This is a genomic window from Thermococcus celer Vu 13 = JCM 8558, assembly GCF_002214365.1.
GTDB classification, from domain to species: Archaea; Methanobacteriota_B; Thermococci; order Thermococcales; family Thermococcaceae; genus Thermococcus; species Thermococcus celer.
The window spans coordinates 1,342,658-1,366,586 of the sequence record NZ_CP014854.1; the positions used below are offsets into that span (position 1 = coordinate 1,342,658).

General features: G+C 54.5%; 17 protein-coding genes and 1 tRNA gene. 8 read left to right on the forward strand and 10 right to left on the reverse strand.

From position 1 onward, the window contains the following. Positions 1-26 precede the first annotated feature (26 nt). The 5 genes from A3L02_RS07415 to A3L02_RS07435 form a co-directional block, all read right to left on the reverse strand. Positions 27-1,301: an amidohydrolase family protein gene (locus A3L02_RS07415; RefSeq protein WP_088863313.1), complete on the reverse strand. Its 1,275-nt coding sequence runs from the start codon at positions 1,299-1,301 to the stop codon at positions 27-29. Between the two features lie 128 nt (positions 1,302-1,429). Then, complete coding sequence (locus tag A3L02_RS07420) at positions 1,430-1,660, reverse strand: hypothetical protein (protein ID WP_088863314.1); 231 nt, start codon at positions 1,658-1,660, stop codon at positions 1,430-1,432. Positions 1,661-2,474: 814 nt separating this feature from the next. Beyond that, entirely contained in the window at positions 2,475-2,690 is a 216-nt protein-coding gene (locus tag A3L02_RS10240; protein ID WP_157895750.1) for a hypothetical protein, read from the reverse strand. 298 nt (positions 2,691-2,988) lie between these two features. Beyond that, positions 2,989-3,450, reverse strand: a complete 462-nt coding sequence (locus A3L02_RS07430; RefSeq protein WP_088863316.1) for a thermonuclease family protein — start codon at positions 3,448-3,450, stop codon at positions 2,989-2,991. A gap of 102 nt (positions 3,451-3,552) precedes the next feature. Continuing rightward, positions 3,553-4,326, reverse strand: coding sequence for an S-methyl-5'-thioadenosine phosphorylase (locus tag A3L02_RS07435; protein WP_088863317.1), 774 nt, complete (start codon positions 4,324-4,326; stop codon positions 3,553-3,555). 114 nt (positions 4,327-4,440) lie between these two features. On the opposite strand from A3L02_RS07435, the gene A3L02_RS07440 reads away from it, so the two are divergent. Further along, a complete protein-coding gene (locus A3L02_RS07440) occupies positions 4,441-5,169 on the forward strand; it encodes a proteasome assembly chaperone family protein (RefSeq protein WP_088863318.1) in 729 nt (242 codons plus the stop codon). 9 nt (positions 5,170-5,178) lie between these two features. After that, complete coding sequence (locus tag A3L02_RS07445; RefSeq protein ID WP_088863319.1) at positions 5,179-5,559, forward strand: DUF473 domain-containing protein; 381 nt, start codon at positions 5,179-5,181, stop codon at positions 5,557-5,559. Here A3L02_RS07445 and nucS read toward each other — a convergent pair. Together nucS and radA are read right to left on the reverse strand one after the other, a co-directional pair. Then, the gene (gene nucS / locus A3L02_RS07450; RefSeq protein ID WP_088863320.1) at positions 5,556-6,308 is read right to left on the reverse strand and encodes an endonuclease NucS; all 753 of its coding nucleotides are present in this window, start codon (positions 6,306-6,308) and stop codon (positions 5,556-5,558) included. The two genes, A3L02_RS07445 and nucS, sit on opposite strands and share 4 nt — an antisense overlap. A 35-nt stretch (positions 6,309-6,343) precedes the next feature. Then, on the reverse strand, positions 6,344-7,408 hold the full coding sequence (gene radA, locus A3L02_RS07455) for a DNA repair and recombination protein RadA (RefSeq protein ID WP_088863321.1): 1,065 nt from the start codon (positions 7,406-7,408) through the stop codon (positions 6,344-6,346). Between the two features lie 1,375 nt (positions 7,409-8,783). Here radA and A3L02_RS07460 point away from each other — a divergent pair. The 6 genes from A3L02_RS07460 (at position 8,784) to A3L02_RS07485 (ending at position 18,834) form a co-directional block, all read left to right on the forward strand. Continuing rightward, positions 8,784-10,031, forward strand: coding sequence for an ORC1-type DNA replication protein (locus A3L02_RS07460; protein WP_088863322.1), 1,248 nt, complete (start codon positions 8,784-8,786; stop codon positions 10,029-10,031). Further along, entirely contained in the window at positions 10,031-12,124 is a 2,094-nt protein-coding gene (locus A3L02_RS07465; protein ID WP_088863323.1) for a DNA-directed DNA polymerase II small subunit, read from the forward strand. Before A3L02_RS07460 ends, A3L02_RS07465 begins: the two co-directional genes overlap by 1 nt. 1 nt (position 12,125) lies before the next feature. Continuing rightward, positions 12,126-12,518: a hypothetical protein gene (locus tag A3L02_RS07470; protein WP_088863324.1), complete on the forward strand. Its 393-nt coding sequence runs from the start codon at positions 12,126-12,128 to the stop codon at positions 12,516-12,518. Further along, the gene (locus tag A3L02_RS07475; protein ID WP_088863325.1) at positions 12,511-17,865 is read left to right on the forward strand and encodes a DNA-directed DNA polymerase II large subunit; all 5,355 of its coding nucleotides are present in this window, start codon (positions 12,511-12,513) and stop codon (positions 17,863-17,865) included. Before A3L02_RS07470 ends, A3L02_RS07475 begins: the two co-directional genes overlap by 8 nt. Positions 17,866-17,911: 46 nt before the next feature. Continuing rightward, on the forward strand, positions 17,912-18,598 hold the full coding sequence (locus tag A3L02_RS07480; protein ID WP_088863326.1) for a hypothetical protein: 687 nt from the start codon (positions 17,912-17,914) through the stop codon (positions 18,596-18,598). A gap of 160 nt (positions 18,599-18,758) precedes the next feature. Continuing rightward, a tRNA-Gln gene (locus A3L02_RS07485) sits at positions 18,759-18,834 on the forward strand. 51 nt (positions 18,835-18,885) lie between these two features. On the opposite strand, the gene A3L02_RS07490 is transcribed toward A3L02_RS07485, so the two are convergent. Genes A3L02_RS07490 through A3L02_RS07500 form a run of 3 tightly spaced genes read right to left on the reverse strand, consistent with a single transcriptional unit; the run spans position 18,886 to position 23,926 of the window. Then, positions 18,886-20,724 carry an McrB family protein gene (locus A3L02_RS07490; RefSeq protein ID WP_157895751.1) on the reverse strand — a complete coding sequence of 613 codons (1,839 nt, stop codon included), beginning with the start codon at positions 20,722-20,724 and terminating at the stop codon, positions 18,886-18,888. Further along, a complete protein-coding gene (locus A3L02_RS07495) occupies positions 20,721-22,385 on the reverse strand; it encodes a DUF2357 domain-containing protein (RefSeq protein ID WP_237268592.1) in 1,665 nt (554 codons plus the stop codon). Before A3L02_RS07495 ends, A3L02_RS07490 begins: the two co-directional genes overlap by 4 nt. Further along, entirely contained in the window at positions 22,373-23,926 is a 1,554-nt protein-coding gene (locus A3L02_RS07500; RefSeq protein WP_088863327.1) for a ribonuclease J, read from the reverse strand. The genes A3L02_RS07495 and A3L02_RS07500 overlap by 13 nt, the downstream gene beginning before the upstream one ends. Positions 23,927-23,929: the final 3 nt, after the last annotated feature.

Here is a 23,929-nt window from a genome sequence, read left to right on the forward strand (position 1 = left end):
GAGGGCGACCCCAAAGACGAACTCGATCATACCAGCTCACCGATCACCCGTTCGGCATCGTTAAGTATTCTCTCCTCGTCCAAAGTGAGTACTTCTCCGTCCAGCATTAAAACTTTTCCGTTCACTATGGTGGTCTCAACGTCGTTCCCGTTGGCGGCGTAAACCAGGTGGCTTATAACGTTGTTCATCGGCCTCAGATGGGGCCTGTTGAAGTCGATGATGGCCAGATCTGCGAGGTAGCCCTCCTTCACGACGCCCGCATTGAGCCTTAACGCCCTCGCACCGTTGACCGTCGCGGTCCTGAAGACCGTTTTTGCATCGGCCACCGTCGGGTCGAGGTTGTGGACCTTGTGGAGCAGAGCGGCCAGCTTCATCTCCTCCAGCATGTCGAGGTTGTTGTTGCTCGCCGAACCGTCCGTGCCGAGGCCGACGTTCACGCCCGCGTTGAGGAGCCTCTGAAGGGGCATGACACCGCTGGCCAGCTTCATGTTACTCCCCGGGTTGTGGGCCACGGTGACGCCGTTCCTCGCGAGTATCCGGACGTCCCTACCCTCGAGCCAGACGCCGTGGGCCATGATGACGTCGCTCCCGAGGAAGCCGATGTCGTCCAGAAGAACCACTGGGCTTTTACCGTAGCGTTCGCTTATCTGGCCTATCTCGGCCATCGTCTCGCTCACGTGGATGGTTATGAGTTTGCGGTGCTCGTTCGCGAGCCTTCTAATCTCCTTGAGCAGGGCTATGGAGCAGGTGTAGGGGGCGTGGGGCCCGAAGACGAAGTGAACCCTGTCCGAGCCGAGCTTATCTATGAACTCCATCGTCCTGAGGGCCTCCTTAATCTCCTTCTCCGTCTTTTCGGGATCGCCGAGGTCTATCATCCCGTAGGAGAGGTAGCCCCTGAGACCGCTCTCGAGGGTCACCTCGGCGACGGCGTCCATGTGGAAGTACATGTCGAGGAAAGTCGTCGTCCCTCCTTTTATCATCTCCAGCGCGCCGAGGTAGGCGCCGACCTTCGTGTACTCCCTCGTCAGCTTCGCCTCCCGCGGCCAGATGTACTTCTCCAGCCAGTCCATCAAAGGCAGATCGTCGGCCAGGCCGCGGAGCAGGCCCATCGGGGAGTGGGTGTGAAGGTTCACGAAGCCCGGAGAAACGACCCTGCCCTTGGCGTCTATCACCGTATCGGCGGCCTCGTTGATGTTCCTGGCGACCTTGGTGATGCGGTTGCCCTCGATGAGAACGTCCGCCTCGATGACCTCGAAATTCTCCCCATAAACGACGTGACCGTTCTTGATGAGAATGCTCATAGTTATCACCATTGCCCTTTAAAAGGAGTCTTGAACCCGAAAATTATAAGCCTTACCGTAATGGAGATAACGGGCGGGTCAATGGCCGTTAGCTCCGCAACAACCAGCCCGTGCCATTAATCCACAAGTCACCTGCCCGAGATCAAACCCCTGAATTTCCTGTACATCCGCATATACTCAGAGTGAGCCTCCGAATTGTCCACGAAGAGGTACTCGTAGATGCTACCCGCAACCAGTGCCAGCAGGATCAAGAGTTTTCCCCCAAGCGTATGAACGTTATCCAGCCCGTAAATGAACAACAGGGAGATGGTCAGGTAAACGGCAAGGTCACGGAGCTTCGATCTAACACTCACTTTCATATCACATCCCCCCATATTCTCCTATGGGCGCGAGTAATATATAAACATTGCCACCCGATAAAATCCTCCTCGATCAAGCGCATTCATTCACTTGGCCGGTGATTCCTTATACCCCCTCCACATCAATTTGTTGTAAAGGATGCTTTTCCGAACCAAAGGCCGGTAACCTACTGGGGCAGGGCCAGGAAACCCGTCATGGGCGACCAGTTTCCTTAGAGAGGTCATAACGCCCCAAAACTATCCAGCTTTTTTGTATATAGCCATCTCATTTTTCCTCACCCAATTTAGTATCGACTTCAACTATATGTTTTTTGATACCCATTAAATACGCAAAAACAATAAAAAGCACCCAAAAATAAATGGAGCTGGGATCATGAGGACGTATAGATTGGATAATTCTCATACCCACGTATCCATCCACAATCATTGATAAAGTGTACTCGGCTATTGATTTAATTTTGCCATCCAGGTAATAAGAAAAAATTCCTGATACTGTGATGTATAGAGCCAACAGTATTAAAATTTCAGTGATAGATAAAAAGTGCGCCCATACCAGAACAATCACTAAAAGAGAGAGCAAAACAACAAAAGACGAAACCCAAACTTTTTTCACTTCAACCAGCCCCCAATGCATTATTCAATTATAACCAAACCCGAATCTGTTAATCTCCTACAGATAGATTCTCCCGTCTCCTCATATTTAAATTTTACGCTTTACTATAACACTATTATTTTTTTCGATGTGTTCTAAAAGGAATTACTTAAAGGGTATTTAATTCACCATAAAACAGATTAAAAGAGTAGAACATTAAAACTATAAAAAGTAGTAAAAACAAAAAAACTCGCCCAAAACCTTCTGCAAAACCTTTTCTGAAGGAGGAATCAGCCCGTTCTGGTTAGCCGTAACTTTTGTAAATATTGTTACGGTTAACCTTCCGTTCATTGGAGGGCTTTCGGGGGGAACGGAAACTCCCCACATCTTCCGTTTCCAACCCCCATTCGGGCTTAAAACCCCACATATCGGGGACATCAATAGTTAAACACGGAGCCATTTAAAGTTTTTTGAAAAACAAAAATATTCAAACGTTGTGATAGTTACTATTTAGAGAACAGCCCACCCTCGCAACCCCAACAAAACCTGCACTCCTTCCCGCTCGTACTCCTTGGCTTCGTCCAACGCCCGGAAGATACCCTTTACCTGCCCGTCAACATCCATCCCTTCCCCATAAACAACGTGACCGTTTTGATAAGAATGCTTATGCTCACCACCTCTGTTTAAAGGGATGTGTTTCCGGTGGAAGTTAAAAAGGTGTCGGGAAAGAAAGGCATCAGATCGGGACCCAGAGAGTCCAGGAGTAGGGGTTGAACTCGTTGTAATGATCCCAGATGCTCGCGTAGCCGTTCTCGACGAGCCACTCGTTGATGTTGAGGGCGTAGCCGTAGTTCCAGAACGGGAGGTAGAGAACCGCGACGACCCTGCCGTAGTGGTCGGTTTCATAGACGTCATCTACGTCGAGGAAGACGTAGTAGCCGTAGTTGTCGAGGAGCCACTCCAGGGCGGCCTTCGATTCCTTGCCTTCCTCCGTGTATATCTCTGGGGCGTTTATGTCGGCGAAGCGAATCTTGAACGTCTCCCCAGCCCGATATCCGTAATAGGAGTGGAACCACACCGTGTCCCCATCGACGACCTTTGTGATGCGACCGTAGGCCTGGAACTCGTAGGCACCGGCAAAGGGCATCAAAAGCACCGAAACGAACACCAGTCCGATCAGTAGAGCAACCTTCCGCATTTGAGGTCACCGAAAGACGTCGGGGCCCGGATTTATAAATTTTTTGTATATTGACCATATATGAGCCCCAAAAATATACATAATAATGACAAAACATAAACATTAAACGAACATGCTCTTCAGCACGTCGGCGCAACCGCAGTGCCTCTCCTCCGGAATCCTCGGGATGCCCTTCCTGAGGAGCTCCTGAACCTTGTAGTTGTTCTCCGCCATGACTTTGAGCACCTCCTGGGCATCGACCGGCTTCTCGGCCCAGACGTCGTAGTCTGTGACGGTTGCGATGTTGACGTAGCACATCCCGAGCTCCCTCGCCAAGTTCACCTCCGGGACGAGCGTCATGCCGATTATGTGGGCGTACTGCCTGAACATGAAACTCTCCGCCCTCGTCGAGAACCTCGGACCCTCGATGCAGACGTAGGTGCCCTTCCCGTGTACGGAGAAGCCGAGCTCCTTGGCCGTTTCGTAGAATATCTTCCTCAGCTCGGGGCAGAAGGGGTCGGCCATCGAGACGTGGGCAACCCTGGGCCCGTCGTAGAACGTGTAGTCCCGTTTTTTGGTGAAGTCGATGAACTGGTCCGTTATGACGATGTCGCCGGGTTTGTACTCCTCGCGGAGCGAGCCAACGGCCGTTATCCCGATGACGCGTTCGACGCCGAGCTCGTGGAGGGCCCAGACGTTGGCGCGGTAGGGAACCCCGTGCGGCGGGAATTCGTGGTGCTTGCCGTGGCGCGGTATGAAGGCGACCTCGACGCCCTCGATCTCGCCTATCTCCACCGGGGCCGAGGGGCTCCCGTAGGGAGTGTGAACTTTTACCGTCTCCTTCGGCTCGAAGACGCCGTAAACGCCGGAACCGCCGATGATTCCTATCCTTGGCATGGTCACCACCCTGTAAAAATCGCACCTGAATTATTTAAAACTTGCCTTTCCAGTGGAAACAAAACTCCGAAACTTTAATAACCTTTAGAGATTAAAAATCTCACGGGTGAGAGCATGGGAAACGAAAGCCCGGTCAAGATAGTTCTGCCAGAGGTGGAGAGCCCCATCCTGATAGAGGGCTACCCTGGAATAGGCCTGGTCGGCCACATAGCGGCCAACTTCCTGGCGAAGGAACTCGGGATGGAGATGATAGGCTACGTGGAGAGTCCCTTCATCCCGCCGATGGCGCTGATCCTGGAGGGGAAGCCAAATCCACCGCTGAGGTTCTACGGCAGGGACAACCTGATACTCGCCATGGCGGACATCTACGTCCCGCCGACGCTCGTGAGCGAGATATCGAGGGGACTGGTTGAGTACCTCAAGAGAACGGGCGCGAAGAAGGTCATATCAATCGGAGGCATCGGGATAGGCTTTTTCAAGGAGCGGATGGACGTCTGGGGCGTCGGAGCGAGGGAAGAACTTAACAGGGAGCTCGAGAGCGCCGGAGCCAAGATCCTCCAGTACGGCTCGATAATGGGGATGAGCGGGGACCTCCTTTGGAAGGCGAGCAAGGAGAAACTCGACGCGTACGTTCTGCTCGGCGAGACCTTCGGAGACAGACCGGATCCGAGGGCGGCCGCCAACGTAATCGAGGTTCTCAAGAAGATGGTGCCTATAGACGTCTCAACGGAGCCTTTAATCAAGGAGGCCGAGATGATAGAAGCCCAGCTCAGAAAGATGCACGAGCAGGTGGAGCAGGCGCGGAAAAAGGCCGGAAAACAGTACGAGAACATATACCTGTGAGGTGGGAGCATGGAGGCGATCATCCTGGCGGGAATCGCGAGGAGGGTCCTGGACGAGCTCTTGAAGAACCCGTACAAGACCATTGAGATAAGGGGGGCCAGAAACGTCGTTGCGCTCGAGAGGGCGAGGGAACTGGGCAGGGTCTTTCTAACCTACGAGACCTATCAGGACATAGCCCCCGGAACGGAGGGACTTCTCGCGGAGCTTCTGAAACTCGACAGCATGGAGCAGAGGATCCCGTGGAAGGAGAGCGATGAGAGGGAGATAACGGTCTGCAGGGCACAGATAAGGCTCCTCGGCCTCGGAAGGGTTGTCAAGGTCAGGGAGAGGAACACAGTGCTCATGGTCGAGGTCAGGGAGATGATGCCCCACGAGATGGACATGGGCTAAAACAGGGTTTTTTGCTTTCCCCTCTTAAACTCTCCACGCTTCGGCGGCTGGACCTTCCGGAACTCGAGGCCCTCCTTTTCAAGGAGCCGTCTTGCGCCGGATGTTAAACCGGGGGCCACGAGGATCCCGCGGACGTTACCGTGCTCCCCCCCAAGCGCCTCAACGTAGCGCTTCAGCTGGCTGACGGCGTGCAGGTCGGCCTTTCTGCGCTTCAGCTCGAGAATGACGAGGTTCCCTCGATTGTCTTTCCCGAGGATGTCGACTATCCCGGAGCCAACGGGCTTCTCCCGGAAGAGGGGTCTGAAACCGGGTTCGATAAGTTCGGGGTTTTTGAATATCATCTCCGCCATCTCTGCTTCGCTGCCCGTCAGATCTAACTCCTCGTAGTCCTCAGCACGGAAGAGGGATGCCAGATAAATTTCCTCGAGTTCGACCTCGAGCGTCTCCTTCGGCTTTCGCCTCACGGAACGGAGGATGACCTTTCCGTTGCGCTCTTCAACGCTTACGAAGCTCCCTGGGGGCTGCCAGTTAACGGGTTCCCGCTTCTTGCTCTGGTGAACGAGGAAGGAGCCGTCAGGTTTAACCATTATTATCCTGTCCCCGGAACCGAGCTCGCTCTTCGCCCGGCCATCGTAGTGGACCCTACAACGGGCGAGGACCACCAGTATGGCCTCGGACGAGAGAAAGGAATCCACGAGCGTCATAAACTCATCGTTAGAGGGATTCGTTACCGTCTCGACCTTCGACATGAAAGGGGGTAGAGAAGAGGGGTTAAAAAGCTAACTCAGTCCTCGGCACCCTTCTCTGTGATGCGGAATATCGCCTCGCCCTCGGGCAGGTGGGGGCTGTCTATGAGCCTCGCGACGCGCTTTCCGGCCTTGCCCTTCCGGAGGTATATCCTGAGCGTGGCGGAGTGGGCCAGGATGTGTCCACCAACGGGCCTCGTGGGGTCGCCGAAGAAGGCGTCGGGCTTGGCCTGAACCTGGTTGGTGACGAAGACCGCCACGTCGTAGAGGTCCGCTATCCTGTGGAGGTCCGCGAGGTGTTTGGCCAGTTTCTGCTGTCTCTCGGCTAAGGTTCCCCTGCCGACGTACTCGCTCCTGAAGTGGGCCATGAGGGAATCCACGACGAGCAACTTGACGGGCCTCTCCGTCTCGGCCTTCTCCTTGATTATCTCCTCGGCCTTCTCGATGAGGAGCATCTGGTGGTTGCTGTTGAAGGCCCTCGCCACGTAGATGTTCCTGAGGGCCTCATCCGGGTCGAGGCCGCGGTTTTCTGCGATCTGCCTTATCCTCTCGGGCCGGAAGGTGTTCTCAGTGTCTATCCAGATGACTGAACCGTGGAGACCTCCCTCTTCCTCGGGAAGCTGAACCATGACCGCCAGGGTGTGAGCGAGCTGGGTCTTGCCACTGCCGAACTCACCGAAGACCTCGGTTATGGCCTGTGTCTCGACTCCGCCACCGATTAGCTTGTCAAGGCTCTTGCTTCCGGTGGAGATCTTACCTATGGACTCCCTCCTCTCCATGTACTCGTCAGCACGCATGAAGGTTCCTATGTTGGCGGCCTCGCGGGCGGCCTGGATGATCTTGAGAGCCGCGCCCTCGCTTATCCCGGCTATCTCCTTTAGCTCCATCGGAGAAGCAACAGCTATGGCCTCGATGCTATCGTAACCAGCCTCACGGAGCTTTTCGGCCGTTGCGGGCCCGACACCCGGCAGGTCCTCCAAAGTTTTTATTTCCTTCTCCTTCTTTTTCTTGGTTGAGTCCGATGACTGCTCTTCAACGATATCGAGCTCCTCAAACTCCTCGAGCTCTTTTATTTCATCGTCAGCTTTCTTCTTTCTCGGCATCAGTCTCACCTTCCACGCCTACCTTCCATGAGGGTAACCGGTCAAAGGGTTATATACTTTTCTTTCCGGTGGAACCGGGGCGATAAATCAATTTACAAGGCAGTATTGCGTATTTGAGCAATTTAACCAGTTCTAAGGGGAATCAAAAGCCATACTGACGACATAGGCGTGATAAACCGGAAGGGTGACTTTTATATTTCAAGTGCAGAGCTTATACACCCCGACAAAGGTACGACCACATTCTTAAGAGTCGGTGAATCATGCAGGATCATCTTGTGTAGACGTATGATTGTAATGAGGTTCGCCCCAGGTCCCCGATTAAACACCTCGAAAGGGTCTAAAGGGATCGACACCGGCACCAAAGAACGATCCTCCCTGGCCCCGTGAGCGGACACGCAAGAACAGCACCACGGAAGACCGTTCCAAGCCAGTTTTCCAATGGAAACAAAGGTCTCTTTCGACGTCCATCTGAAAGACCCCCCAGAGTTCCATTTCCACTGGAACCCACTTTTGCAGATGGACGGATTTAAGCGGATTATTTTTAGAAAGACGGATTTATAAAGGATATTACTAATATCAAATTCATTGCTTTTGAATCCTCCAGGAGATTATCTGAATAATTTCCATTATTTCCGGTTTATTATCTTATTTTTATGAACATTGTTCACAGAAAAATATAAATATGAGTACTCCATGAAACAGTGGGAGAGTTTCACCGAAAACAAACAAAAGAAAAGCGAGTAGCCACAAACCTGGTTCCAGTGGAAACAAAACCCTGGGGGAGGTCGTTACTGTTTACATTCTGTTCTATTGTTAGCACTTATGTTTTCCCTAAATGTACTTTAAAGGACTTTAATGAACGTATTTAGATGTACATAGATGTGCTTTCTCCTTCCAGCGGAAACCGCCCACCGTACCCCAGGCCCCTTTACAAACCTAAACTTCTCATGCACAGCACAGTACATAGAACTGTACGGTTTCCTCTGGAAATCCGGGTGGGTAATGTGATCGACACACCGTAATGGGGTGCCAAGTCTTACGTCAGCTAAGGTTCACGTAGAAAGCGATAAACGCTGATTTAAGCAATAACCGGGGAGAATCGCCCTCTTTTCCATGGTTATCCTTTCTGTTTTTATCTCACCTTTTTACATCCCCCTGTCCAACAAGACATATAAACCCCGCCGCTCGATTACCTATGCTTTCCTCTGTGTCCGGTGCTTCCTCTGGAGTATGTGCCGGATATCCAAAATAATGCTGTATGTTGGATAAAATTGTTGATTTATCCTGATAATGTTGGCATATGTTTAGAAAATGCCCTGTATATTGGATGAAGATCAGTAGTGGGGCTCGATTTCCAGTGGAACGGGTGGTGGCGATGGACGACAACTACCTCGGTTCGATCTTCGAGAAGTACCTTCACGCCAAGAAGATCTTCAAGAACAAGGAGGTCCTCCGGCATAGTTACACCCCTCGGGAGCTCCCCCACAGGCATGAGCAGATCGAGAACCTCGCCCACATCCTCGTTCCCGTTCTCCGCGGTGAGACCCCGTCCAACGTCTTCGTCTATGGAAAGACCGGAACAGGTAAAACCGTGACCATCAAATTCGTGACCGAGGAGCTCAAGCGAATATCCCGGAAGTACAACATCCCCGTGGAGGTTGTGTACATAAACTGTGAGATAGTCGACACTCAGTACAGGGTTCTGGCCAACATCGTGAACTACTTCAAGGCGGAGAGCGGTGTGGAGGTCCCCCTCGTTGGCTGGCCGACAGACGAGGTTTACGCCCGGCTCAAGGAGGTTATAGACGCCAAAGAGCGCTTCGTTATAATTGTTCTGGACGAGATAGACAAGCTCATCAAGAAGAGCGGTGACGACATCCTTTACTCCCTCACGAGGATAAACACGGAGCTCTCCAGGGCCAAGGTCAGCATAATCGGCATCTCCAACGATCTCAAGTTCAAGGAGTACCTCGATGCCCGTGTTCTCTCGAGTCTGAGCGAGGAGGAGGTAGTCTTCCCGCCCTACGATGCCAACCAGCTCAGGGACATTCTGATGCAGCGCGCCAAGGACGCCTTCAACGAGGGCGTTCTCGACGACGGCGTCGTCCCCCTGTGTGCGGCCCTGGCCGCGAGGGAGCACGGGGACGCAAGGAGGGCCCTCGACCTGCTCCGCGTGGCCGGCGAGATAGCCGAGCGCGAAGGGGCCAGCAAGGTCACGGAGAGGCACGTCTGGAAGGCCCAGGAGAAGATAGAACAGGACACGATGGAGGAAGTTATAAAGACGCTCCCTCTCCACTCGAAGGTTCTCCTCTACGCGATAGTTCTCCTCGATGAGAACGGTGAACTGCCCGCGAACACGGGCGACGTTTACTCGGTTTACAAGTCCCTATGCGACCATATTGATCTCGAACCGCTGACTCAGAGGCGCGTTAGTGACCTGATAAACGAGCTCGACATGCTGGGCATCATCAACGCCAAGGTCGTCAGCAAGGGTCGCTATGGCCGGACGAAGGAGATTCGCCTGAACGTAACACCTTATAAGGTGAAGAACATATACCGGCACGATCACCAGCTTCAACCCCTGCTCACCGTAAGCATGTCCAGCCAGAGGAGGCTGCTCTGATGGGCCTGATAGATGATTTGCTGGCCAACAACTACCTGATCACCCCCTCGGCCTACTATCTTCTCGCCGATGCCTACAAGCGGGAGTTCACGCTGGCCGAGTTGATAAAGTTCGTAAGCGCACGGGGAACCTTCGTGGTGGACTCCAAACTGGCGAAGGAATTTCTATCCGAGAGGGGTCTCACTCCAATGGAAACGTCCACCGACTCCATCGCCGGGGAGGGGCATCCCCTGGATGAATACATCTCTCCTGAATCCACTTCTTCCGGTGAAATTTCGAAGGAAACCGGGATTTATGGCGAATCTGTCGAGTTAACAACCCCCACACCAGAAATAACCGAAGAAATCACTCCTCATGAAAGTCCCCCCCAGACCTTTATTTCCACTGGAACCCCCTCTGAAAAAAGCCCGGAAACATATGAAACACCCAAATCAGGGGAAGAAGAGGGCAACTTTTCTGCGGATGAGAGTTATGTTTCCACTGGAGGTGCCGGGGTCGAGGGGGCTGGGGAAGGCCCCGAGCTCGAAACGGAAACCGGGGAACCGAAGTTATCAGGGGATTTGGAGAAATCCCTTCCAGTGGAAAGCGAACCCGATGAGGAACTCCAACCCGAAAACGGCAACGGCTACCTCAACGGCGATGAGAACGGAAACGGGGTTAAACCCAGGGTCGTCTACGGTGACTACGGCGTTCCCATAGCCTACGAGGCTGAAGAGGTTCCTGAGGAGGAAAAGAGCTACTCCGTTTACTCAGATTTCAAAACATCTCCGAAGGAGGGCTTCCACTACCGAGCGAAGGAGATCCCGGATGATTACGAGGTGGCCTTCGACGTAAAGAACGTTAAGTTCACCCCCCCAAAGGCGAAGAACGCCGCCGGAAAGGAGGGGGACGTCATAATAAAGGTTTACTCCGATTACTTCCGCAGCAGGCTTAGAAAGATGCGGAGGATTCTACGCGAGAACCCCGAGATAGGCGGGGTCATAGACATAGGCAAGCTGAGCTACGTGAAGGGCGAGGAGGATGTAACGATAATCGGCCTCGTGAACAGCAAGCGCGAGACCGCCAAGGGCTTCATGTTCGAGGTCGAGGACAACACGGGTATCATCAAGGTCTTCATCAACCGGAACAACGAGGAGAGCGAGAAGTTCTTCCAGATAATGCCCGATGCGGTGGTGGCCTTCAGGGGCCGTCCTTCCGGAAGGGGGATATTCTTCGCGAACCGTATTTACCTGCCCGACGTTCCGAAGTTCCGGCGCGAGAAGCCGCCGCTCGAGGAGAAGGTCTACGCGGTTCTCCTGAGCGACATCCACGTGGGGAGCAACAAGTTCTGCGAGAAGGCCTTCATGCGCTTCCTCGAGTGGCTGAACGGTGAGGTGAACAACCGCGCCGAGGAGGAGTTCGTCAGCAGGATAAAGTACATGGTGCTCGCGGGGGACGTCGTCGACGGCGTCGGCATCTACCCCGGCCAGTACAACGAGCTCGCCATCCCCGACATCTTCGACCAGTACGAGGCCCTCGCGAACCTCCTGAGAAACGTTCCCGACCACATCACGATGTTCATCGGGCCCGGCAACCACGACGCGGCGAGGACTGCCCTCCCCCAGCCGGGTTTCTACGAGGAGTACGCCCGGCCGCTGATGAAGCTGAAGAACGCGGTCATAATAAGCAATCCGGCCGTTGTACGCCTTCACGGCAGGGACTTCCTCATCGCCCACGGGAGGGGGATAGAGGACGTGGTGAGCATCATTCCGAACAGGAGCCATCACCGCCCCGCGGAGGCGATGCTCGACCTCCTCAAGCTCCGACACGTGGCACCGACCTTCGGGGAGAAGGTCCCGATAGCCCCGGATCCGGAGGATACCCTCGTTATAGAATCGGTTCCCGACCTCTTCCAGGCGGGCCACGTCCACGTCATGGAGTACAAGACCTACAACGGCGTTTTTCTGATAAACTCGGGCACGTGGCAGGCCCAGACCGAGTTCCAGAAGATGGTCAACATAGTCCCGACCCCGGCGAGGGTTCCGATAATCGACGTGGAGACCGCAAAGCTGAGGGCCGTCGTGAGGTTCGACCGGTACTGCGAGGGGGTTTGAGATGCGGATTTTAATCGGCTCGGATGAGGGGAAGATAAGCTTTGTGGGGAAAAGGGGGACGTTCATAGCCCGCATTGGGGTTGCCGTCGCCCTTCCCAAAAAGGGTTACGACTCTTTCGTTGAAGACTACTACGAGTTCTTCGAAAAGTTCAAGGGGGAATTTGGCATGGAAACCCCCCTTACGGTGATTAAGATGATGGGACGAAACCTTTTTATGCGTTTACCCATTAGTATCAAACGGGGATACCGCCAGGCCAGGCGGTGTCTCTTCGTGTCGACTTATGTGCCTCTGTCATTTTTACATTCCAATTCTAAACCCAACTCCCCAAAGGCCACGTCACCATCCGCGGTTTCTGCCCTATCGCCTTCCGCTGAGGTGATTCTTGATGTCTGAGATTTATTCTCCAGAGATGAAGGCTTACTTCGAGTCCCTCCAGCGGGAGATAGACAGGGCCTACGAGATAGCTCGAAAGGCGCGCGAGCAGGGGAAGGATCCGAGCCTCGAGGTCGAGGTTCCCCAGGCAACGGACATGGCCGGCCGTGTCGAGAGCCTCGTGGGGCCGAAGGGCGTGGCCGAGAGGATACGGGCCCTCGTCAGGGAGTACGGCAAGGAACTGGCGGCCCTGAAGGTCGTTGACGAGATAATCGACGGCAGGTTCGGCGACCTCGGGGGCAAGGAGAAGTACGCCGAGCAGGCGGTGAGAACCGCCCTCGCGATCCTCACGGAGGGGATAGTCTCGGCCCCCCTCGAGGGGATAGCCGACGTTAAAATCAAGCGCAACACTTGGAGCGATGGTTCCGAGTACCTCGCCCTCTACTACGCGGGCCCGATAAGGAGCTCCGGCGGGACGGCCCAGGCGCTGAGCGTTCTGGTCGGGGACTACGTCAGGAAGAAACTCGGCCTCGACCGCTTCAAGCCGAGCGAGGAGCATATCGAGAGGATGGTCGAGGAGGTGGACCTCTACCACAGGGCCGTCACGCGCCTGCAGTACCATCCCGAGGCAGACGAGGTAAGGCTCGCTATGAGGAACATACCGATAGAGATAACCGGTGAGGAGACGGATAAGGTTGAGGTCTCCCATCGGGACGTCCCGGGAGTTGAGACCAACCACCTCCGCGGCGGCGCCATCCTCGTTTTGGCCGAGGGTGTGCTCCAGAAGGCGAAGAAGCTCGTTAAGTACATAGACAAGATGGGTGTCGATGGCTGGGACTGGATAAAGGAGTTCGTCGATGCCAAGGAGAGGGGTAAGGTCGAGGGGAACTCCGAAACCCCTGAATCCACGCCCGCTGAGTCGGGAACCAGAGAGGAGACCGTGGAAGCGGTTGAGAGGGGCTTTTACTACGGGCTTTACGAGAAGTTCAGGGCGAACGTTGCCCCCAACAAGAAGTACACCAAGGAGATAATAGGCGGGAGGCCGCTCTTCGCCGAGCCCTCAACGAACGGCGGCTTTCGCTTGAGATACGGTCGCTCCCGCGTCAGCGGTTTCGCCACCTGGAGCGTGAACCCCGCCACGATGCTTATTCTGGACGAGTTCATAGCCATAGGCACGCAGATGAAGACGGAGCGGCCCGGGAAGGGCTGTATCGTGACCCCCGCTACCACCGTCGAGGGGCCGATAGTCAAGCTCAAGGACGGAAGTGTGGTGAGGGTCGACGACTACGAGACGGCCCTGAAAGTCAAAGACAGGATAGCGGAGATACTCTACGTCGGGGACGCCCTGGTGAACTTCGGTGACTTCGTCGAGAACAACCAGACGCTCCTGCCAGCGAACTACGCCGAGGAATGGTGGGTTCAGGAGCTCGTTAAGGCCATAGCGGACACCTACGAGGTCGAGCTCAGGCCCTTCTCCGACAACCCGCGCGAGGCCGTTGAGGAGGCCGGGGAGTACCTCGAAGTCGACCCGGAATTCCTCGAGAGCCTCCTGAGAGACCCCCTCCGCGTCAGGCCCACCGTCGAGGTCGCGATACACCTATCGAAGGTCCTCGATATCCCGTTCCACCCTTACTACACCCTCTACTGGAACACGTTAAAGCCCGAAGAGGTTGAGGAGCTCCAGCGGGCTTTGCTCGGGGCTCAAATCGAGTGGGACGAGTACATGAAGAATAAATTCGCGAGGAAGGTCGTCCTGGAGAACGACCCGAAGATCAAGCGCTACCTCGAGCTCCTCGGCCTCCCGCACAGGCTCGAGCGCGTTGAGGGGAAGAAAAAGGTCATCGTCGTTGACTACCCCTGGAGCGCCGCCCTTCTAACCCCCCTCGGCAACCTCGAATGGGAGTTCAAAGTGAGGCCATTCCACACCGTCGTGGACGTAATCAACGCGGAGAACCGTATAAAGCTCCGCGACAGGGGGATAAGCTGGATAGGGGCGAGGATGGGGCGGCCCGAGAAGGCCAAGGAGAGGAAGATGAAGCCGCCGGTCCAGGTTCTCTTTCCGATAGGTCTCGCCGGCGGCCCGAGCAGGGACATCAAGAAGGCCGCAGAGGAAGGCAAAGTGGCGAGCGTGGAGATAGCCTTCTTCAGATGCCCGGAGTGCGGCCACGTGGGACCCGAGCACGTCTGCCCGGTCTGCGGCACGAGGAAGGAACTCCTCTGGCACTGCCCCAGGTGCAACGTCGATTACCCCGAGGGAGAGGCAAAGAAGTTCGACTTCCACTGTCCGAAGTGCGGCGCCGAGCTGGAGCCCTACGCGCGGAGAACGATAAAGCCCTCCGAACTCCTCCGCAGTGCGATGGAGAACGTCAGGGTCTACGGGATAGACATGCTCAAGGGCGTCCGCGGTATGACCTCCGGCTACAAGATGGCCGAGCCCCTCGAGAAGGGCCTTTTGCGGGTTAAAAACGGTGTCTACGTCTTCAAAGATGGTACGATTCGCTTCGACGCCACCGATGCACCGATAACCCACTTCCGGCCGAGGGAAATCGGGGTGAGCGTTGAAAAGCTGCGGGAACTCGGCTACACCCACGACTTCGAGGGCAAACCCCTTGAGAGCGACGACCAGATACTCGAGCTGAAGGTTCAGGACGTTATCCTCCCGAAGGCCGCGGGGGAGTACCTGCTCAAGGTGGCGAACTTCATCGACGACCTCCTCGAGCGGTTCTACGGCCTGCCGAGGTTCTACAACGCCGAGAGGATGGAGGACCTCATCGGCCACCTCGTCATCGGCCTGGCCCCGCACACGTCCGCCGGCATCATCGGCCGGATAATAGGCTTCTCTGACGTCCTCGTGGGCTACGCGCACCCCTACTACCACGCGGCGAAGAGGAGGAACTGCTTCCCGGGCGATACGAGAATTTTGGTTCAGTTGGATGGCAAACCAGCTCGGATAACACTCCGTGAGCTCTATGAGCTGTTTGAAGGGGAGAGTTATGATAACATGGTCTATGTCAGGAAGAAACCGAAAATAGACGTTAAAGTTTATTCCTTCGACCCAGAGAGCGGCAGGGTCGTTCTTACTAACATAGAGGACGTTATAAAGGCGCCGAGTACCGACCATCTCATTCGCTTTGAGCTTGAACTCGGAAGGAGCTTTGAAACGACGGTTGACCATCCTGTTCTGGTCTATGAGAACGGAAAGTTCGTGGAAAAGCGGGCCTTTGAGGTTAAGGAAGGCGACAGAATACTCGTTCCAAAGCTTGAATTTGAAGAGAGTAGTATTGAACGCTTCGACTTACTCAATGCCTTCTCCGATGAGAGGTTCACGGATATGTGGGATGTCATCATGGTTCGTGGACTCTCAAAGTGGCTATCTTCACGTGGATTTAAAGTTAAATGGGATTACCTTCGCAGGGATTCAATACCTCTGAGGGAGCTTTTGGTGATCCTAGAGGAAAATAGGCTTTCGTTTGAAGACGTCCCAGACTGCTGGCTGGCTTTTAAGCGTGATAAAGTTAGAATAAAGAGGTTTGTGCCGGTAAAACCACTGATGAGGGTTCTTGGCTATTATCTTGCAGAGGGCTATGCAAGAACGAGCGACAGCGTTTACCAGATAAGTTTCTCCATAGCCGAGGAGGAAGTACGCGAAGACCTCAAGAGGGCATTGAGAGAGGCTTTTGGCGATGGCTTTGGAATCTATGAACGTGGGGAGAAAGTTACAGTGGGTTCCCGCGTCCTCTACCTGCTCTTTACTGAGGTCTTTGGTGCAGGAAAGAATGCCCACACAAAGCGCGTCCCGCAACTAATTTACCCCCTATCTAGGAACTTAGTGGCGGAGATGCTGAGGGCTTACTTTGAGGGGGATGGGACGGTTATTGGCACCAAACCTACGGTAGTCGTGTACAGTGTTAGCAGGGCACTTTTGGAAGATATCGACACCCTGTTGATTTCCAAATTTGGTCTCTATGCGAGTTGGAGCGTGGATAGAAACGCCAACTCCCGTCCGGGCAACGTTGTTCAAAAATATCACCGGGCAAAGGGTGATGCAGTCCCAGTATCTAAGGTTTATCATCTCACCCTCTACGGCACTCAGGCATTGAATTTCATGAAACAGATTGGGTTTGTCAGCAAAAGAAAGAACGACGTTGCTAAGTGGTGGAGTGGCCATAATTTCAAGCCGTATAGCCGTGCCACGGATCTGGGCGTTCTTCTCAAGGTTAAATCCGTTGAGTTCACCAAGTCTCCCGATGAATTCGTGTACTCGCTGAATGCCTCTAAGTATCATACTGTTATAGTTGGTAATAATATTGCTACTTCAAATTGTGACGGAGACGAAGACGCCGTCATGCTCCTCCTCGATGCCCTCCTCAACTTCAGCAGGTACTACCTGCCGGAAAAGCGCGGCGGGAAGATGGACGCGCCCCTCGTCGTCACCACCCGTCTGGACCCGCGCGAGGTCGACAGCGAGGTCCACAACATGGACGTCGTCCGCTACTACCCGCTCGAGTTCTACGCGGCGACCTACGCGATGAAGTCTCCTAAGGAGGTTAAGTTCATCGAGCGCGTCGAGGACCGCCTCGGGAAGCCGGGGATGTACGAGGGGCTGAAGTTCACCCACGACACCGACGACATCGGCCTCGGCCCGAAGATGAGCCTGTACAAACAGCTCGGCGACATGGTCGAGAAGGTGGAGCGCCAGCTCGCCCTGGCGGAAAGGATAAGGGCCGTCGATGAGCACCACGTGGCCGAGACGATAATCAACTCCCATCTCGTCCCGGACCTGAGGGGCAACCTGAGGAGCTTCACCCGGCAGGAGTTCAGGTGCGTGAAGTGCAACACGAAGTACCGCCGTCCACCCCTGGAGGGCAGGTGTCCCAAGTGCGGCGGCAAGATAGTCCTCACGGTCAGCAAGGGGGCCATAGAGAAGTACCTCCCGACCGCGAAGCTTCTGGTCACGAGGTACAACGTCCTGGACTACACCAGGCAGAGGATATGCCTAACGGAGAAGGACGTAAAGACCCTCTTCGAGAACGTCTTTCCAGAGAAGCAGAGAACGCTAATGGGCCTATCCGCTGACGTCTGCGAGAAAATGATCAAGGAGAGGACGGGCAGGTCCAACGGCAGGAACGGCTACCTCGACGAGTTCAACGGGAAGCTCAAAAAATCCGGGGCTGGAAAAACGGCCGAGAAAAAGAAGGAATCGGTCCCCAAACGCTCTGAGAAGAAGGGAACGGCAAAGGAGAAGGGGAAGGAGAAAAAGGAAACGAACGGGAAACCGTCCGAGGGGCTGGAGAAAGCGGTTAAGAAGGGAAAAACCTCAAAGAAGAGAAAGAAGGGCATAAGCCTCGACGAGTTCTTCGGTTCTTAATCTCTTTTCCGTTAATCATATATACCATTACGTCGCCCTTCCTTTGATGGGAATGGACTTCAAGCTGCTCCCCAGCGTTGCCTACCTGCGGGTCCAGAGGCAGGCCTTCGTGGGCTACTCCATGCCCTTAGCGGGGTGGATCGGCGAGTACCTCGTGAACTACGGGAAGCTCCCGAGGCCCCACTTCCTGGGCAGGGCGATGGGCAAGCTCGGTTTCCGCCCCGCCGGGGAGGAGCGCGACGATGGGTACGTAACCCAGTTCTTCACCAGGGGGAGCGTCTCGATAAGCGCGAGCTGGGACGTCGAGAGGGAGAGCCTTTTCCTTCAGCTCTTCCCGCTCCGTTCGAGGCTCTCGCGGGGTCTGACGGTCAGGACCGAGCGCATAGACTTCTACGACCAGTACGTCGTGAGCATAGAGCCGACGGGCAAGCTACCCCCGGGCGTCAGGGGCATCGGGATAAACGCACTTGTTCTGGAGGATTTCTACCCCGTCCAGACCCCCTACTGGGGGATGCTCCACGAGGACTGGGAGGTGGAGCTCAACCTGCTCGTCATGAAGGATGAGATCTACGATAAGCTTTCCCGCGAGGAGTACCGCTGTCCCGTCTGCTTCTCGCCCTTAACGGAGGAGAACGGCGTTCTGAAGTGCCCCAGCTGCGGCTTCACCTACGCCCCGGAGCACGACTTCGAGCGGGTTCTGGAGGAGTTCACCGTGGAGGAGTTCGCCTTCTGAGGGACTTTATTCACATGGCGCTTGAAAAGGGATTTCCTAACCGCCGATAGGACTGCAAAGGCCGGGGTTGCGCGTTCCCTCTTTTCTGGGCGGATATCGCGTTTTTATCAGTGGGACTTCGCTAAACTTTATAAGTTACCCTTCGGCTCTTCCTATGGGCAGCCCCGTGGTGTAGTGGCCAAGCATGCGGGACTTTGGATCCCGCGACCCGGGTTCGAATCCCGGCGGGGCTACCATAAGTTTCTTACACCTATTGTTGAACAACTCGGATAGAAGAAAAAGTGGGCTTAGCTGAAGCTCGCGAAGCCTATCTCGTAGAGCTGACGGAGCATGCGGAGGACTTTCCTGGCCGTGTGCCGGTATTTATAGTCCCCAGTTTTACCAAGCTCCTCGATAATGCGTTCAACCAGTTTTTTCAAGGCATCCTCTCCAAGGATATCTTTCCATAGTTCATCCGTTCCCTTCTCCGCCTCGTCCCCTTTGAGCCCTCCCTCTTTTGCCATCTTGAGGACCACCAGCAGGGGCTTCTCGAGTTTCCTCCTGTTGCCGTGGAACTTCGGGAGGACCTTCATGAGGAGGGCCAGGTCGAAGATCTCATCCTCGTCTTTGAACTCAACGATTCCCCCTTCCTGGCTTTCTCTGGCCTTTTTGAAGAAGAGCGCTATCTCGTCGACGACGCGGTAGCCGAAGTGAAGGTCATAGGGCTCGAGGGCCTGGTTGAGGTTCTCGAGTGCGTTCCAGTATTTGGTTCTCTTTAGCTCCTTAACGGCCTTGTTGATCTCCTCCTTGGAACGGGCAAGGAATTTTCCGTTTTCTTCCCTTAGATCGTTCAGTATCTCCCTCCTGAGAGTTTCGGGGAGTTCAGACGATTCCTGCTCTGCCGTTTCAGGCGGGTATCCTTTGAGCTCTACATCATGGAACTCCACCGTGAAGGCCCTGTCGAGGACTTTGGGGCTGAAGGAGTAGGTGGTCTCGTCCATGTTGACGGTTCCGATGATGTACAGGTTGGGCGGGAGCTTTATCTCCTTTGGAATTCCCTGTTCCTCTTCGACTTTTTCGACATCGTGAAGCTTTATGCTCTCCCTCGTGAAACCGTTCTCATCCCTGCCGCTCTCGAGGACGCTGAGGAAGTCGGCGAAGTAGTACTCCACGTGGGCGAGGTTCATCTCGTCGAGGAGGACGAAGTAGGGCATCGCGTTCTTTCCGTTTTCTTTGTAGTCGTGGGTTGCTCTCAGTAATAGATCCAGTAGAGGCGTTTTTTGATACTGATCAGTTAATAAGGGATTGTAGTAGCCGAGCAGGGGCTTTGAATCCCTCCAGTCAGGGCGAACCGAGAGGAAGATGAAGTTCTCCTTTGAGGGATCGAGTAGCTCGGCGAGCTCCTGCGCTATCTTCGTCTTTCCAGTTCCTGTGAGGCCAGAGAGAATGACGAATCCCTTGGTCTTCAGGGCCGTGTAGAACTGGGCGACTAAATGTGGGGGATAGTAGTACCCTGTATATTCAAAATATCTTGCCAACGAGGGAAGTTTATGCTCCCTTTTGTTTTCCTGTGAGCTCTGTGGGATTTTGTTTTCTTCCTGTTTATTTTTAAGCCACCATCCAAAATAATCCACCACTATGAAGTTGATGGGTTTATCTCTGCACTCTTCCTTAAATATGTCCCTTAACTCTCCAAGATGCTTAAGGACTTCTGAGTACTTCTCTGGTTTTCCCCACCCGAATTCCGTAAAGTACCATTCAACCACGTTGTTCCATGGAGCAAAATATTCCGGATAGTAGAATGCAAGAACCTCTGAAATCAAACCTTTTCCTGCCCCTTTAATTTGTTTCCACCTCTTAAATCGTTCATCTATGTCTTCGAGGAGCTTTTCTGGTGGAGTTTCTAAGACCTCTTTGATGAATTTCTCCCAGAGGTTTTTTAGATCTTCTGTTGTTTTGGCATGAAATCGAAGGATATTTTTCCCAGAATGTGTCTTTAGAAGTGCTTCCTTCAGTTTTTCGTAGTCTTCGGTTTCTCTGATCTCATTGAGAATTTTTTGAAAATCTTTAATATTGGATATCACCTGCTCATTCCTTTCATCACAATATTCCCTAATAAACGTTCTGAGATCGGCTTTATCTATCATCCCCTCACCCCCGGAACGAGTCTTATGTAACCAACACCCTCTATCTTAACACCCCCGCCAGATATCAAATCCTCAAGAGCCCATGGTTCCTTCTTCTCACGATTAACCTTAAAAAATACGCTCCTCCTTCCCGGATAAACCACCACCGCGAACTTCGCTTTTAGAGCATCCCGGTAGGTGTGCATCTTGTAGATATCCTCGAGTTTTGCCCACGTTTCCAGACTTGGGCTGGTTTCCATCGCCTCGTCTTCTTCCGCGAACTTCTCTGGATCAGGAAAATCGAGCTTGAACTTCGCGTCGAAAACCCCGACGACTTCCCCATCCTTAACGAGTGAAAAATCCGGCCTGACGGATACCGAGTAGCTGTCCTTGACGAACTTCCGGTTGTAGTACAGCCTCCAGCCTCTTCTAAAAGACGCATACGCTTTTGCTCCCTGTGAAAGTCTTCCCTCCAGAGTTACATCGATGTGGAGCTTTGGGTTCCTCAGGATCTCCCCGAGTTCATTAGCCAGTTTGAAAAACGCCCAATACTCGTAGAGCGTGGCGATGTCCTTGTTCTCGACCGCCCTCCAGAGGTTGTCGAAGAACGGGGAATAAGCCGTGAACTCGCGGTAGAGCTGGAGCAACTCCCTGTAACCGTCGCCCTTGAGGAGGGTCTGCGAGGTGTAAGGAAAGAACTCCATCTCGCCCACTTCGCCCCAGAGGGAATGGCTCCTTATGAACTCCAGCTCCTCGAGCGTTTCCTTAACCGGTGAGAGATCTATTTTGCCTCCAAAGCTCTCGATCACCCGTTCGGCCCAGGTTATTAAGGTCTCTAAGAAATACTTCGCGAAACGGTTCTCAGGGGTGTCGAAGCTCTCGTACTTCCTTGAGCTGAGAACCCTGGTCGGTACGTGGCCGTGGAGGTACTCTGCTATCGGAGCGTTCACTTCCGCGGGCGTCAGGTACTCCGAATGCTGAGCGATGGAGAGCAGGGTATCGGGCGAGACCTCCGTAACTTCGTATGGCTCCATCCACTCGCGCTCTTCCACGAGCTTCCTCCTGGCCCTTCTGAGCACCGTCTCAAAGGCCTCCCTTATGCGCTCCCCGTTGTTGCGGAGGTAGTGGTAGGCGAAAAGCTCATTCATGGAGTCGTCGCTTTCTTCCGGGATGAACCCCGTTGGTGACTCGATGGAGAACGGCAGGGAAGGGGAGATTCTTATAATGTCCTCAAGTAGGGCTCCGTAAAACTCCTCGTGGGCGTTAAGGATGGTTTTGAACGTTTGGCCATCCCTTTTAACTCCCATTATGTCGAGAACCTTGGAGGAAAGAACTTCGATGGGCTTTTTGAGGAGGGGTTGTCCGTCTTTCAGGATCTCCATGATGCTTTTTCCGGTGTAATTTCTGAGCTGGAACTCCGCTATATATGTCCCGTCTTTAATTTCTTCGGCTTCCGTTTCCTGATTCAGGAGACGAAGGGTGAATTTCTGGTTTCCAGCGAGCAGATACGGCTTCCACTCGAAGAGGTAGATGGTTCCGTTCTCCTCGTGGAGTTTGGGTTCTCCCTTTTCTTTGCCCTTTGAGCGGCCCTTCACTTTAAGTTCATACCCGTCCTCAAGTTGAATCTCCTCGACCTCTTCCACGAAACTGCCCCCAACCTTTCCATCCTTCAGAACTCCCAACTCTCCCCATCGCTTAGCGTGACAACCCTATCCCCCCAGTTCTCCACGAACCACCCCTGGCTTTCCGTGTGGACCGGGATGATGTAGTCCGGGTCTATCTCGTCGATGACCTCCCTCAGCTCCTCCCTTGAGATGTGGCCGGACGCATGAAGGCCCTTTTCGAAAACTGGATGGCCGTTCTCCGTTATCCTGAAGCCGTGGACCTCAAGGCGGAAGTATCGAAGCCAGTTCCAGAGCCTCTGGAAGCTGAACTCCTGCTCCTCTCCAAACGCTTCACTGGAGGAATAGACGTAAACGCCGCCCTCCGGCATTACGTCGAGGAGGTGGGGCATATCGTAGAACGAAAAGCAGAGGATGTAGTTATCAGGGTTCTCCTTCAGCTCCTCCGGGGAGATTCTCAGCTCGGGGTGTTCGTTGAAGATCCACTCCTCCCACTTCTCGAGCTTCGCCCTTGAGCTACCGTAGACCCTGAGGCCGTCGAGGTGGTTCCTCCCCTGGACGATGCCGAGGGCGTGGAGGAAGTAGGCGTCCTTTGTCGTGACGACGAGCTCCCTACCGGTTCTCCCGGCGATTCCCTTAAAGCTCTCCAGCCGTTCGAAGTTCCTGGCCGAGAAGTCCGCGACGACGAGCCCCTTCGCCTCTTCCACGATTTCCAGCGCGTTGCTGTAAACGTCCTCCTCGGAGACGTTTACGTCCTCGTCCCTGCCCACGCGCGTTCCCTCCGTTATCAGCACGCTCGCGCTCTTAGCGGCCTTAACGAACCCCCGGGTTTTGTCCCCCCGCTTCCCGTGGAGCCTGAAGTCGCCGGTGTAGGCAACGGTCATATCCCCCTCCAGGAGGTAGGCGGTGGCCCCGTAGATGGAATGGTCAACGGGGAACGCCCGGACGTCGAATCCCATATCGACCCCGTCCAATCTCCCGATCCTGCCCGCCCTTATCGGTTTGACCCTGCCGGGATTCTTCGCGAGCTCAACGCTGGCCCGCCATTGCAGGAACTCCCGCCCCTCGTCGGCGAGCTCTTCCGTCAGAAGCATGTCCCTGCTCGGGTAGTATCTTACGCTCCGATCTGCCTCAAGAACGGAGGGGTTCCCCTTGCTCGGGCCCTTTGGGCTGTAGTAAGGAAGCTCCATGCCCAGGTGGCCCCCTCGGGAGGTGTCGCGGAGGGCCTTCAGGATCACCATCGTGGTCGGCGAGCCGGCCAGCGGAACGTTTTCATGAAGGAGGGCGATGTTGCCCACGTGGTCGAGGTGGGCGTGGCTTATCAGGACCGCGTCGACGGGAACCTTAGGTGATTTTCGCACCTCGTCCGAGAGGTCGGCTGGTATCAGGTCGGAGCGGTAGACGTTGAGCCTTGGTATCAGGCCAAGCCGCCAGAGGTCGTGGATGCCCCTCGCGGGCCTCTCGCTTATGAACTCCTCGTAATAACGGGAGTATTTCGCGAAGTTCATCCCGAAGTCCAGGAAGAGGCCGTGCCCCCCTTCCGAGACGTGGATCTTCGAGCCGCCGATGGTCCTGGCGCCGTCGTAGAGGGTTATCCTCATATC

Bases quoted from the DNA above. Each gene is read 5' to 3' on its own strand.
- A3L02_RS07415 (WP_088863313.1), bottom strand. From the start codon at position 1,301: ATGAGCATTCTCATCAAGAACGGTCACGTCGTTTATGGGGAGAATTTC.
- A3L02_RS07420 (WP_088863314.1), bottom strand. From the start codon at position 1,660: ATGAAAGTGAGTGTTAGATCGAAGCTCCGTGACCTTGCCGTTTACCTG.
- A3L02_RS10240 (WP_157895750.1), bottom strand. From the start codon at position 2,690: ATGTCCCCGATATGTGGGGTTTTAAGCCCGAATGGGGGTTGGAAACGG.
- A3L02_RS07430 (WP_088863316.1), bottom strand. From the start codon at position 3,450: ATGCGGAAGGTTGCTCTACTGATCGGACTGGTGTTCGTTTCGGTGCTT.
- A3L02_RS07435 (WP_088863317.1), bottom strand. From the start codon at position 4,326: ATGCCAAGGATAGGAATCATCGGCGGTTCCGGCGTTTACGGCGTCTTC.
- A3L02_RS07440 (WP_088863318.1), top strand. From the start codon at position 4,441: ATGGGAAACGAAAGCCCGGTCAAGATAGTTCTGCCAGAGGTGGAGAGC.
- A3L02_RS07445 (WP_088863319.1), top strand. From the start codon at position 5,179: ATGGAGGCGATCATCCTGGCGGGAATCGCGAGGAGGGTCCTGGACGAG.
- nucS (WP_088863320.1), bottom strand. From the start codon at position 6,308: ATGTCGAAGGTCGAGACGGTAACGAATCCCTCTAACGATGAGTTTATG.
- radA (WP_088863321.1), bottom strand. From the start codon at position 7,408: ATGCCGAGAAAGAAGAAAGCTGACGATGAAATAAAAGAGCTCGAGGAG.
- A3L02_RS07460 (WP_088863322.1), top strand. From the start codon at position 8,784: ATGGACGACAACTACCTCGGTTCGATCTTCGAGAAGTACCTTCACGCC.
- A3L02_RS07465 (WP_088863323.1), top strand. From the start codon at position 10,031: ATGGGCCTGATAGATGATTTGCTGGCCAACAACTACCTGATCACCCCC.
- A3L02_RS07470 (WP_088863324.1), top strand. From the start codon at position 12,126: ATGCGGATTTTAATCGGCTCGGATGAGGGGAAGATAAGCTTTGTGGGG.
- A3L02_RS07475 (WP_088863325.1), top strand. From the start codon at position 12,511: ATGTCTGAGATTTATTCTCCAGAGATGAAGGCTTACTTCGAGTCCCTC.
- A3L02_RS07480 (WP_088863326.1), top strand. From the start codon at position 17,912: ATGGGAATGGACTTCAAGCTGCTCCCCAGCGTTGCCTACCTGCGGGTC.
- A3L02_RS07490 (WP_157895751.1), bottom strand. From the start codon at position 20,724: ATGATAGATAAAGCCGATCTCAGAACGTTTATTAGGGAATATTGTGAT.
- A3L02_RS07500 (WP_088863327.1), bottom strand. From the start codon at position 23,926: ATGAGGATAACCCTCTACGACGGCGCCAGGACCATCGGCGGCTCGAAG.